Below are 13,520 nucleotides of genomic sequence, written 5' to 3'. Positions count from 1 at the left end.
TTTCACTCCGTTTCTTTAATTGTTATAATGACTGTAGTTCCTGAACCGATTTCACTTTTTACTGTAACGACCTCTTCATAGCCAAAGATAAGTCGTAAGCGTTGAACCACATTACTAAATCCTATTCCAATTCCCTTTGAGTTATTTGCGACTACTTTAGATGAAGAACCTAGCATTTGCTGTATCTTTTCAGAAGGGATTCCATCTCCATCATCTTGAATTTCAATGACTATTTCATCGGCATTCGTATTTCTAACTCTAACCCAAATAGAGCCTCCTTCCTCACTCGGTTCTACCGCATGAATGACAGCGTTTTCTATTATAGGTTGAAGTGTAAGGGATGGAATCCTTGTTAACAAACATGATTCATCTACCTCTAGAAAAAACCGAAGGCGTTCTGTAAATCTTGCTTTCTGGATAGTAATATATTGTTGTAATACATCTATTTCCTCTTTCAAAGTAACAGATCTATCTAGTTGTTTCAGATTATAACGAATTATCCCTGCCACATTAACTAGCAAATCGCTTATTTCCTCTGAACCTTCCAAATAAGCTTTCTTAGAAATGGTGTTTAATGTATTAAAAAGAAAATGTGGACTTATTTGGCTTTGTAAACTTCTAAACTGACTTTCTTGAAGTAAAATCTTATTCTGCTGAAGCTCATATTCTAATTGAGCCTTATGCTTCATTTCTGTAATAAGCATATTTATATTGACTCTCATTCGATCAAATGTCCTGGCAAGGAAGGCAATTTCATCATTTGTTTCTATCTTTACCTGTGTATCAAATCTTCCATTTGAAAGTTCGTTTGCGACTTTTGTAAGTTGAATAATTGGTCTTGTGATACTCAATGAAAACCAATAGGTGACCATAAATAACACGCAAATAATTAAAAGTAACAAAAAAACACCTAATTTCATTACTTCACCTGATTGATTAATAATTCCCCGGTAAAATCGGTCATATGTCCTTAATTCTGTATCTAACAGGGATAAGGAGGTTTCTGAAATATATGTGGATATCCTCGTTGCTTCAGAGAATTCCTGAGTTGCTGATTCATTGTCATTTTCTGATAGAAATAATAGCAGGCGATTTGTTGTCTCAAGCAAGCTATCCATTAAATGAATATAGCTTATTAATGTAAAACTATTTTCCTCATTCCTAAGAGAATAGATTGCTTCTCTTGCTTCTTCAATTCGATCCCTACTATGATTTAGCTCTATCTCATTTTCTTTGGTTGGTTTTAACATAAAATTATTTATGTCTGTAATTAACTTTTGACTACTAGTTGTTACTTCATTTAGCTTTAAATAGCGTTGCAAAATAGTATTATATTGCTGTTGAGTTCGATGGTTATAATAGGTTAGCGCAATCCAAATGATAGACATAATAAGGATAATAATAGAAATAAGGAGTACTATTTTCTTTTGGATACTATTCATTTTTGTTCTCTGCCTCTTGCACCTTTATATCTGTTAAATAGCCATTTTTATCAAGGGGAACTTCCTCATTATGTAACCATTCCATCATTAATTGCACGCTCTTTTCTCCCATTTCTTCGGGTGCTTGCACTACCATAGCATCTAATGTCCTTTCTTGAAGCAAACGTACAGAATCTGGTCCATCATCAAAAGAATAAATATAGTACGGTTCAATTTGGTAACGCTTACTTATTTCCTCAATTAAAGTTCCTACAACATGTGCATTAACTGCAATAAATGCATCCACATCAGGTTGAAGATTTAGAATCTCTCGTGTTGTTTTAATCACTTCATCCTTGGTTGTATCTACAGTGTGTCCATATAAAACTTCTATATCTTTATATTGCTTTAATATATTCTCTATTCCTTCTAGACGTTGCTTTTGGTAATATTCTTGCTCCGCATCTAGCATTAACACTACTTTGCCACGTTCACCCATGTCCCTTACTAGTTGCTCTGCTATTGATTTCCCTGCTAGTAGTTGATCAGAACCAACATAGCTTCTTCTTAACGAATCCTCCATTGGCACATCATTAGCAATCGTAATAATTGGTATTCCATAAAAGGATGCTTTAATTTTAGCAAGGTTCTTAAAATCAGTTGTATCTAATCCTTGTACAATAATGCCGTCTACTTTTGATTGAATAGCAATTTCCATGCTCTTAAGAAATTCCTCTTTATTATTCCCATAGCTTCCCCATACTTCTATACTAACCTGTTCCTTTTTAGCCTCGTTAGTAGCTCCAGTTACCACCTCATTCCAAAAAGGAGTATCCATCTCTTGGGTGATTAGTACAAGCCGTTGTTGATCAAGATTGGCATCTACTGTTTTGGGTAATTGCCAGTCTGTACGAAAAACTTGATGGGCAGCCCTCATCGTGAAAAAGCATAATATACATATAACCGATAGAAAAATAATCATGCTTAATTTACGCAATAAACACCAATCTCCTTCCCATACTCTCTACAAATTTATGATAGCACCATTTCCAAATAGTACAAGATTAATTCATAGATTAATAAAAGCCTTCTTCTTATATAGCAAAAATAGGAGAGGACTAGTTATCCCCTCCTTATTATCTATCTACTCTTTCTCGTTAACACATCAAAAATAACAGCACCAGCTAACACACCGCCTCTAATCATGTACTGATAGGAAATGCCCACTCCAAGTAAGTTCATTCCACTGGATAACGAGGCCATAACAATTGCTCCAATAATGGCCCCTGTTACTTTTCCAACTCCACCAGCAGCGGATACTCCCCCAACATATGCTGCTGCAATGGCGTCTAACTCAAACAGTGTACCTGCCGTTGTGGTTGCTGATTGAAGACGAGCAGTAAACAATATACCCGATAGTGCTGCCATCATCCCCATTGAACCAAACACAATATACGTTATTTTTCTTACATTAATACCACTTAAATGGGCTGCTTCCGGGTTACTTCCAACTGCATAAATATGTCTTCCTAGCACTGTTTTTGTTGTAAGGAAATGATAGACAATTACAACTGCTAACATAATAATAACTGTCCAAGAGAATCCGTTATATCCTGCTAGAATCCAAGTTATATAGCCAATAATCACAGAAACAAATACTAATTTAAGAACAAAAATAGGGGTGGAAACCACTTCAAATTGATACTTCACTTTGTTTCGTCTGTTTGAAAATTCACTAAAAATATAAAGTAAGATTCCAACTAATCCTACTATTAAGGATAAAAAATGTAGACCGTTAATCTCTAGAAGTGATGGAATATACCCGTTACCAATGGCATTAAACGCATCATTTTGAATAATAATAGTGCCTGATTTTTCCGTTACCTGTAAAAGAGCACCACGAAAAATGAGCATTCCTGCAAGTGTTGCAACAAACGCTGGAATACCTATATGTGCGACCAATAGACCGTTAAAGATTCCGATAGCAATTCCTAATAATAGAATAATAGGAATGGTTAGATAAACTGAAACGCCTGCCTGTGTTAGTAAAATAGCCGCAATTGCTCCTAGAAATCCTGCTACATATCCAACTGATAAATCAATATGGCGGATAACAATAACTAATGTCATAGCAACCGCTAAAACAGCAATATACCCTGCCGAATCTAGCAAATTACTAATATTCCTTGAAGAAATAAATAATCCGTTGGTCATAATGGTAAAAGTAACAATGATAACAAATAACGCGATGTACATCCCATAATCTCGAATATTTTCGCGAATAAGCGTTTTTCCTTCCTGAAGCATATTCATCTTTCAAACCTCCTTATTGTGTTGCAAGCTCCATAATTTTTTCTTGGTTTGCTTCTTGTATGGATAATTCTCCTTTTAATTCCGATTGTGCCATGACATAAATACGGTCACTCATTCCAAGAACCTCTCCAAGTTCTGAAGAAATCATAATAATGCTCAAGCCTTCCTCTATTAACTTATTCATTACCGTGTAAATTTCAAATTTAGCTCCTACATCTATTCCTCTCGTTGGCTCATCCAAGATTAGTAGCTTTGGACCAACAAATAACCATTTTCCTATCGATACCTTCTGTTGATTTCCTCCACTTAGATTTCCTGCAAGCTGCTCAAGAGAGGATGCTTTAATATGAAGAGATTCTTTATAACTATCTGCGACTTTGATTTCCTCATTTTCATTAATAATTCCACTCTTTGCGATTTCTTTTAAATTTGCTGCTGAGATATTACTCTTAATATCTTGTAGCAAGAATAAGCCGTCGCCTTTACGATCCTCTGTTACATAAGCAATTCCTTCTGTTATTGCTTCACTAGTATGTCGTAAAGCCTTTGATTTTCCGTTAATGAGCATTTCCCCGGAAAGTTTATACGATTTTGCATTTCCAAAGATACTTAATGCAAGCTCTGTTCTTCCTGATCCCATAAGACCTGCTATCCCAACAATTTCGCCTTTTTTCACATGCAGATTCATATCCTTTACTACCTGTCTGCCCAATTGCGAATCATATGCAGACCAATTTTTTAACTCTAATAGAATGTCAGCCTTTACTTTCTTTTCTCGCTTTGGATAAATATCTTCTATTTCTCGTCCAACCATATTTTTAATAATAATAGCTTCCGATATTTCTCCTTTAGAAGCATCCAGTGTACAAATGGTTTTCCCATCACGAATAACGGTTGCTTTATCCGCTATTGAAATTACTTCCTTGAGTTTATGAGAAATCATAATACATGTAATTCCTTGCGCTTTTAACTCTTTGAGTAGTAATAGAAGATTTTCACTGTCATCTTCATTTAATGCAGCAGTTGGTTCATCTAAAATAAGGAGCTTTACATCTTTACTCATTGCTTTTGCAATTTCGATTAATTGTCTTTTTCCAACACTTAAATCTTTTACCAGTGTGTCAGGTGCGATATTTAGCTTCACCTTTTCTAGTAATTTTTTAGCCTCTAATATGGTTTTATTCCAATTAATAATGCCACTTTGTTTTACTTCGTTTCCTGCAAAGATATTTTCATAGACGGTAAGATCAGGAAAGAGAGCTAATTCTTGATAAATAATAGCAATGCCTGTTTTGACACTATCACTGATTTTATGAAACTGCTGTATATGATTTTCATATACAATATCTCCCTCATACGTTCCATATGGATAAACGCCACTCAATACTTTCATTAAGGTTGATTTACCTGCACCATTTTCCCCAATTAAGCAATGTATTTCACCCTTATTCACTTTGAAACTCACATCACTAAGTGCTTTTACCCCTGTAAATTCCTTAGAGATTCCATTCATCTCTAAAATATACTCACTCATGCTTCCTCCTCCTTAACGAAAGAACGGACTATTAAGGGTGTCCTAAAAAGGGGAACCTCGCAAACAACATCCAAAGTAGTATTTTAAAGAAGACTACCTATGAAGCCAGAATATTGTATGAAGGAGTTTGACCCTATTTGTTGGACACCCTCTTTTCTTTCCTTATTTTAATCCAGTAAACTCGCTTGCTTTGTAATATTCAGAATCTATTAATTCTTGTTGAAGATTCTCTTGTTCTACAACAATTACATTTGTTTGCTTCGCTTTTACATCTATTTCTCCATTATCATAAGAACCTGTAGTTTCAGGTGTTTTTTCATCTAGAATATCTATCGCAATTCCCATTGCATCTGTTACTAATGTACGGACATCTTTAAATACAGTCATAGATTGCTTTCCATCTATTACATATTGAACAGAGGCTTTCTCTGCATCTTGACCAGTTACCACATAGCTTGTTATATCTCCATCTGATGCAAATACATCTGCGATAGAGCGTGCAGTTCCATCATTTGGTGCTAAAACTGCTACATCTCCTTTTAGCTCTGTACCAACAGCAGTTAAATGTGTTTGTGCTTTATTCTTTGCTTCATTTGGCTCCCAGTTTGTTGTAACCTGTCCTAAGATCTTACTCATTTCATCACGGCTTAGTTCTTTTTTATCCTTTAATTTCTCTGCTTCACTTGAGTTAGCAATTTTAAAGGTTCCATCAGCAATTTTAGGTTGAAGAACACTCCATGCTCCTTCAAAGAAAAGGAATGCATTGTTATCTGAAGCAGCACCAGCATATAGATATAGTGGTACATCTGATCCTTGTGCATGATCAATTAAGTATTGGCCTTGAGCCGCGCCTACTGCCACACTGTCAAATGTTACATAGTAATCTACTGCATCTGTGTCTGTAATTAGACGGTCATAGGAAATTACTGTAACACCATCTTTTTTCGCAGCTTCTACCGCTGCAGCTGCAGCCGCTCCATCCTGTGGTGTAATAATTAATACATCAATACCTTTATTTAGTAATGTCTCTACATTTTCTTTTTCTTTAGCTGAGGAGCCTTGGCTAAATAGTATTTCTGTTGTATATTTTGAATCTTTTAATGCATCTTTAAATCTTTGTTCGTCCTGCACCCATCTTGGTTCATCTTTTGTTGGTAAAACAATTCCCACACTAATTTCCTGATTGCTTCCTCCTGTACTGTTACTACAAGCTGCCATAAAAGCTGCGAGTAACATGACTACAAGTAATAAGGATAACGATTTCCATCTTTTCATTACGGTGGATCCCCCTTTAGTTAGGCTTTTTTTCTTCTTTACATTTAGTATTTTAGGGGATAACCATCGGAATTGTAAGCGTTAACAATAGTATTCTTTTAATATCATCTGTACTTTTTTAATATTGGAAAACAGACAAAAAGGATTTCATTGAAAGATAACCTTAGACTGTAAACAAACCCCTAAATAGAAATTTAGGGGTTAACAGGATGGTATATTTTGTTATTCCGCTGAATAGGGGGCTGATTTCCGTTACAGGAGTTCGCTTTCCACAGGGCTTATCTATAAGCCACTTCGTCACTACAGTTCCTGCAGGGTCTCGGACTGTCTCGCATATCCCGTAGAAGCCTCATCCCTTCCACTCTAATCAGTTGGATAAAAATCTTTTTATTCTTTTAAAACAACTTGATAGCAATTTAGATATCCTTCTACAATACGTTTCTTATGATAAAGATTTTATTATTATTAACTCTCGCTCTTTAATAAACTGTAATAATCCTGTGAATGATAGCTCTTAAATCCACAAGATTCGTAGAGAGTCAGTGCTTGTGCATTTTTAGCTTCTACTTCAAGGAAGATAGGTAGCCCTTTTTGATGCTCCATTTTCACTACTTTTGTTAGCACTTTTCTTCCTATTCCCTTCCCGCGTAATTCGGGGAAAATGGCAAAACCATAAATCCAAGCTTCTTTCTCTACTTCTGAAACACGTATTTTTCCTGCTACCCTACCTTCTGCTTCTATGATAAACCGATGGTCATACTCATTTTCCACCATTGTCTCCACATATTCTCTTGCATCTTGTTCTTCTATTCCAAAGCCTTGAATATCAAGCTGAATTTCTATTTCTTGATCTTTCTTATAATCGTAATCTCGTAATATGACATCATCTATTTCGTGTAGCTCCTTCTCATGCCATTTCATTTGATATTCAGAGAAGGCATATTTACAAGCTACACTTCTTAAAAAGTCTTTCCCCGATACTGAGCTAGATGGAGCATTTAATAATACCTTACTTGCTTTTCGTTGTTCTGCTTCTGTTACAGCGTTTTTTAATAAGAAAGAGAAAATTCCTTTTCTTCGATAATCTGGATGAACCATTCCACACATTTCCACTTTACTCCCAAAATAGTAACACCCCAGAAATCCTACTAAAGTATCTCCTTCATAATGAAAGAAATCATCTTGCCTTCCTTCTTTGCGATTTTCCAACATATCATGGTTCAGTTTTAACTGATATCCCTCATTTTCACATACTTCTTGAAGACATTTAATTGCTTCTAATTCATTCTTTGATAACATTTCTTATTCCCTCCTAGACTGAATTATTAGGTATTCTTTTTTTTGATACATTAATCCTTTATTCTCATTCTAGAATATAGATTTGTTACTAATCCGCTTCAACAAGCAAAATTATACCTAGAAAAATAAGATTTTTTCTATATCTCACGGAGAAAGGAGAATTATTAACTCTTCAGTACCTCATAATTTTTATAAAAGTATAATTGTTATTTTATTCTATAAGGTGCATTTTCACAGAAAAAAACAGATATCTTACGTAATAGAATTTCTTTAAAAATGCCTCCCTTTTAGAATAAAACTTTTGTTGTGAACCTTATAGATAATGTGTCTATTCAGAAATTCGAGTTATCTTACCAAAATAATAGGTTAAAAACGAAATACTATTTCATAAAAATAATTTTTCTACTAATTTCGACAATTGCAAGAAATTTGTCGTTGACACAAGGTATTTACACCTTTTATAATCATCAAAGTGAACTTTTGAACAAATACTAGATTATATTAGTTTACATAAAATTGTTTGAAAATTTTAATTTTAACCAACAATTCAATTTAGGAGGTTTACAGCTTTGAGTCAACTTTTTCGAAAGAAATCATTAACCACGATGATATCACAATCACAAAACAAAGCACTTGATCGTACGATGGGTGTTATGGACCTTATCTTCTTGGGTGTGGGTTGTGTTGTCGGTACAGGTATTTTCGTTGTAACTGGCGTAGTAGCTGCTGAAAGTGCCGGACCAGCTATTGTTTTATCTTTTATTCTTGCTGGTATTGCTTGTGCACTTGCTGCCTTTTGTTATGCTGAGTTTTCATCTGCCGTTCCACTATCAGGGAGTGTATATACTTTCACTTATGCAACTTTAGGGGAATTATTCGCTTTCTTAATTGGTTGGGACTTAATGTTAGAATATGTACTGGCCATATCAGCTGTTGCGACAGGATGGTCTGCATACTTCCAATCCTTAATTGCCGGTTTTAATTTACACATTCCAACTGTTATTTCATCTGCTCCAGGCGTTGGTAAAGGCGGAATGATAGATTTACCTGCTATGCTTATAATCTTAGCTATTACTGCTTTAGTATCTAAAGGGGTAAAAGAAAGTATTAAATTTAACAACATTATGGTTTTCGTAAAACTTGGAATTATTCTATTATTCATTATTGTAGGTGCATTTTATGTGAAGCCTGAAAACTGGACTCCTTTCTTACCATTTGGCATTAACGGAGTATTCACTGGAGCTGCTACTGTATTCTTTGCTTATATCGGATTTGATGTTATTGCAACTGCTTCTGAAGAAGTTAAAAACCCTGGAAAAACAATGCCAATTGGTATCATTGGTTCTCTAGCTATTTGTACAGCATTATATATCGCTGTTTCAACTGTTTTAACTGGTATGATTCCTTTCACTCAATTAAACGTTGGAGCACCAGTATCACTTGCACTAGAATCTGTTGGACAAGATACTATTGCAGGTATTATTTCCATCGGTGCCGTACTTGGTATTACTACTGTTATTCTTGCATTGATTTATGCACAAGTTCGTTTAGGATATGCAATGAGCCGTGATGGACTTTTACCAAAAGTATTATCTAGTGTAAGCAAAAAGACACAAACACCATTTAAAAATACATGGTTAACGGGAATTGTTGCAGCATGTATTGCTGGTTTTATCGACTTATCAACACTTGCTCACTTAGTAAATATGGGTACATTAGCAGCATTCACACTTATTTCAATTGCCGTTATTGTACTTCGTAAGAAATTTCCAGAATTAAAAGGTTCTTTCCGTGTTCCATTTGTACCAGTATTACCGGTAATCAGTGCACTTTTATGTATTGGTTTAGCACTTAGCCTACCAGGGATCACTTGGATTTCCTTTGTTATTTGGTTAGCAATAGGAGCATTAGTTTACTTCTTCTATTCTAAAAAACATAGTAATTTAAATAATTAATACAAAGAAAGCCTCCAGCTTAGTCTGGGGGCTTTTTTCATTCAGACATCTCTACCTTTCTAACTAATAAATTACTTATAAAAAGGTGTATTTCCTCATTTAATTCATCCCTATTCTTTTCATCTAGATAATCATGAGAAATAATCATAGAACTACTTTTATCACTTGTAAGATATCGATATATAATATGCCCATAATCTAGATCATCCTTTTGCAAGTCATAAATAGTAGTTCTTTTTTCAAAAAAGTTAGCTTGTATATCCTGTTTTACTTTCTTACTAATACATGAATCCACTTCATATATGGAACGTGCTAGTATTTTAGGACCTTGAATAAAGAATACTTTTACTTTGCCCGTTTCTAATTTTTCTCCTATAATAATTGAACGATTAGCTTTCGTAAAATCAACTACTGTTTCTTTTTTCACAAGAGAACCTAATGCCTCTAAAATATTTCGAACCTCTCCGGCTTTTTCAAAGTTTAAGGTATTGGCAGCTTCATTCATGCTCTGAGTTAGCTCTGTTATTACTTTCTCATCTGTTCCCTTGAATAACCCAATAATATGGTGCAAAATATCTTGATACACTTCTCTAGCAGAAGACTTAAAGCATATCCCGATACATCGGTTAAGAGAATAGTTCAGGCAAGGGCTACTTCCAGATCCAGATTTAGGATGAGAACAATTAATTTGATAGAATTCCAACAAACTATCTACTATATTTTCTACTGACCTTCTACTGGGAAAAGGACCAAAATAATAGTGGATATCTTCATGATTTTTCTGGTTTGTGACCTCTATATGATATATCCCATGTCTCCAACGAAAAACTATATAAGGATATGCCTTCGTTGTTTTCATCATCCTATTATACATAGGCTGAATTTCTTTTATTAGCTTACACTCTAGCATTAAAGCTTCAAACTCTGTATCTGTTAAAATATAATCAAAGTTTTTGAGGTGTTTAACCATTCTCTCCACTTTCTTTGGATGATTACGGGAGCTTTGAAAATAAGAAGAGACTCTATTCTTTAAGCTTTTCGATTTACCTACATAAATAATTTGCTGGGAGGAATCCTTCATTAAATATACACCAGGTGTAGTAGGGAGAGATTTTGCTTTTTCTAGTAAATTCATTGAGGGTTCCTCCTTTTTGTAAGCTTCATTATTTATGACTAACTACTACTCTTAAAATTGTAGCATACGAATTTTCTTTTCCACCGCATCTATTTCAACCTCTCCACCAATTGGAAAAGTGAATATTGGTTGTGTATGCCCAAAATCCACATCATATAGAACAGGAATAGATTTTAATAAAGGATGTTTGTCCAATATAAATAACAACTGTTCCTCCGATACCTTCGATTTTTTCTGAAATCTGCCAATTACTAGCCCTTTAATCGTTCCTGCTGCTTGTAGCAAGGAAGTAAGATCTCTTGCAAACATTTCTGGAATAACGAGTTCATCATCCTCCACAAACAGTATAGTATTCTCTAAGTCTGGCATATACTCTGTTCCCTGTAATAAGTTAAGGGTACATACATTTCCGCCATAAACCTTTCCTGTTGCTTTTCCTTCTTGGTAAACCTTCCAGCTTGCTTCCTCAAATTTTCTGTTTTCTTGATCTAAATACCATGCATCATCACTCCAAATAGGAGATGGAGCTACTAAATATTCTTCCTCTTGCATAAAACAACGTCGAAAATATTCTGTTTGATAATCCTGTGCTTGATCCATTTGGAAGCTAGAGAAATGTGGCCCTGAATAGGTAACAAACCCACACATTGTCGAAATCGCTGTACCAATTGCCGTTATATCACTATACCCGCAAAACACCTTCGGATTGCGGCTAATTAACTCGTAATCTAAATAAGGTAATAATTCATTACTATTAAAACCACCGATTGCTGTTAAAATGCCTTTCACCTTTTCATCTTGAAAGGCATTATGTATATCTTCTACTCTTTGTTCAATGGAAGAAGAATTCTGCCTATCAGATTCAAAAATATGACGTCCAAATGTCACAGTAAAGCCTAAGTCTTCTAATCTTTCTTTCGCTTGCTGTATACCTTCTTCTGAAAGAATAGAAGCACTTCTACTTGGAGCAATTACTCTAATCTCATCGCCTTGTTTTAATTTTGCTGGAATTCTCACGACATTTCCCCTCCTGCTTTTTATTACTTATTTAACCATAAAACCGTTTTTATTTCTTTTGTTTTATTTATTAATTTAAAATTAATCATTTTTATTGGAAAGTAGACTTCTCTACAAGATAAAAAAATAGGAACAAGTCAGCTTTTCAACAGCTGATTTGTTCCTGTTTTTTCCTTATGAAATGAACATCTTATAAAAACATATTAAGAACCAATACTCCAATAAGTCCAACAATAGAAATAATCGTTACTTGTACAGACCATGTTTTTATCGTTTGAAGAATGCTTAAGTTAAAGTATTCTTTATAAATCCAGAAACCAGCATCATTTACATGAGAGAAGGTTACACTACCTGCTCCAGCAGCTAAAACCATTAGCTCTGGGCTTACTCCTGTTGCAGCAACTAATGGTGCTGCAATCCCTGCTGCTGTCATCCCAGCAACTGTTGCAGATCCCACAGAAATTCTTAGGATAGCTGCAATTAACCAAGTTAAGAACAATGGAGACAATGTTGATCCAGCCATAATATCAGAAATATATTGATCAATATGACTATCTACTAATACTTGTTTAAACGCTCCACCAGCTGCAATGATAAGAAGAATCATCGCAATCCCACTTACCGAATCACTAAGAGACTTCATAATCTCTGGCATTTTCTTTCCAACTCGTAGTCCAAAAGTAAAGATAGCAAATAGAACAGATAATAATAGAGCAACATTTGCATTACCAATAAAATCTGTTACAGAAGAGATAACTGAGTCTGGTGCAAATATTTCTACAAAAGCTTGTAATGCAATTAAAATAACGGGCATAAGTGCTGTTAAAATACTAATTCCAAAACTAGGAAGCTCACTCTCTTTAAATTCTTTCGGATTAAAGAGCCCTTTTGGAATCTCAATCTCTAGCGATTCTTTTTTAAATAGTTTTGTATAGACTGGTCCTGCAATTAAGAAGGAAGGAATAGCAATAATAATTCCATAAATCATGGTTAAGCCAATATTTGCTCCAAACACACCTGCAATTGCTGTTGGTCCTGGATGCGGGGGAACAAATCCATGCATAGTGATAAGTGCCGCAATAACAGGCATCCCAATATAAAGAACTGGTACACCAGCAGCAGTAGCAATAGTAAATACTAATGGTACTAAAACAACAACACCTGTTTCAAAAAATAAAGCGATTCCAACAGTTGCTGCAGTAATAACCGCTGCTAGCTGAATTCTCTTTTCTCCGAAGGCATGAATCATCGTTGTAGCAATACGCTGAGCACCACCAGAATCAATCATCAGTCTACCAAGGATAGCACCGAATATGATAATCATGGTTAAATGTCCAAGTGTGCTTCCTAGTCCTGCTTCAATGGATTCCATTGCTTCAAGCGGAGTCATTCCCTCTAGTAATCCAACCGCTAGTGCAGCTATAATCAACGAAACGAAAGCGTTTAACTTTAATGGCATCATTAAAACTAATAAAATAATTACCCCTATTATGACAGATATAATTGGCATTTCACTCATCTCCCTTTTATATGGATGAAGGAGGACTAACGATTTTTAGTCCATCCTTCCG

The 13,520-nt window shown here is 34.9% G+C and carries 10 protein-coding genes; 1 reads left to right on the top strand and 9 read right to left on the bottom strand.

Annotation, left to right across the window (positions count from 1 at the left end):
- Positions 1–2 precede the first annotated feature (2 nt).
- The 6 genes from F9279_RS03265 to F9279_RS03240 all read right to left on the bottom strand — a co-directional run bounded on the left by F9279_RS03265 (position 3) and on the right by F9279_RS03240 (position 7,842).
- On the bottom strand, positions 3–1,442 hold the full coding sequence (locus F9279_RS03265; protein ID WP_152111344.1) for a sensor histidine kinase: 1,440 nt from the start codon (positions 1,440–1,442) through the stop codon (positions 3–5).
- Complete coding sequence (locus F9279_RS03260; RefSeq protein WP_152111342.1) at positions 1,435–2,418, bottom strand: substrate-binding domain-containing protein; 984 nt, start codon at positions 2,416–2,418, stop codon at positions 1,435–1,437. The genes F9279_RS03265 and F9279_RS03260 overlap by 8 nt, the downstream gene beginning before the upstream one ends.
- A 143-nt stretch (positions 2,419–2,561) precedes the next feature.
- On the bottom strand, positions 2,562–3,734 hold the full coding sequence (locus F9279_RS03255) for a sugar ABC transporter permease (RefSeq protein ID WP_152111340.1): 1,173 nt from the start codon (positions 3,732–3,734) through the stop codon (positions 2,562–2,564).
- 13 nt (positions 3,735–3,747) lie between these two features.
- On the bottom strand, positions 3,748–5,268 hold the full coding sequence (locus F9279_RS03250) for a sugar ABC transporter ATP-binding protein (RefSeq protein ID WP_152111338.1): 1,521 nt from the start codon (positions 5,266–5,268) through the stop codon (positions 3,748–3,750).
- Positions 5,269–5,430: 162 nt separating this feature from the next.
- Positions 5,431–6,543, bottom strand: a complete 1,113-nt coding sequence (locus F9279_RS03245) for a sugar ABC transporter substrate-binding protein (protein ID WP_152111336.1) — start codon at positions 6,541–6,543, stop codon at positions 5,431–5,433.
- Between the two features lie 465 nt (positions 6,544–7,008).
- Positions 7,009–7,842 (bottom strand): GNAT family N-acetyltransferase, encoded by an 834-nt coding sequence (locus F9279_RS03240; protein WP_152111334.1) that lies wholly within the window; start codon positions 7,840–7,842, stop codon positions 7,009–7,011.
- Between the two features lie 569 nt (positions 7,843–8,411).
- On the opposite strand from F9279_RS03240, the gene F9279_RS03235 reads away from it, so the two are divergent.
- Positions 8,412–9,797 (top strand): amino acid permease, encoded by a 1,386-nt coding sequence (locus F9279_RS03235; protein WP_152111332.1) that lies wholly within the window; start codon positions 8,412–8,414, stop codon positions 9,795–9,797.
- A gap of 37 nt (positions 9,798–9,834) precedes the next feature.
- Here F9279_RS03235 and F9279_RS03230 read toward each other — a convergent pair whose 3' ends face one another.
- The 3 genes from F9279_RS03230 to F9279_RS03220 form a co-directional block, all read right to left on the bottom strand.
- Positions 9,835–10,932 carry a GIY-YIG nuclease family protein gene (locus F9279_RS03230; protein WP_152111330.1) on the bottom strand — a complete coding sequence of 366 codons (1,098 nt, stop codon included), beginning with the start codon at positions 10,930–10,932 and terminating at the stop codon, positions 9,835–9,837.
- 51 nt (positions 10,933–10,983) lie between these two features.
- Positions 10,984–11,949 carry a S66 peptidase family protein gene (locus F9279_RS03225; RefSeq protein ID WP_152111328.1) on the bottom strand — a complete coding sequence of 322 codons (966 nt, stop codon included), beginning with the start codon at positions 11,947–11,949 and terminating at the stop codon, positions 10,984–10,986.
- Between the two features lie 190 nt (positions 11,950–12,139).
- Positions 12,140–13,459, bottom strand: a complete 1,320-nt coding sequence (locus F9279_RS03220; RefSeq protein WP_152111327.1) for a gluconate:H+ symporter — start codon at positions 13,457–13,459, stop codon at positions 12,140–12,142.
- Positions 13,460–13,520 lie beyond the last annotated feature (61 nt).

This window comes from Bacillus sp. B1-b2 (assembly GCF_009183415.1).
GTDB lineage: Bacteria > Bacillota > Bacilli > Bacillales > Cytobacillaceae > Niallia.
The sequence above is the reverse complement of the archived record's forward strand: the minus strand, read 5'-3'. Positions and strand labels throughout refer to the sequence as shown.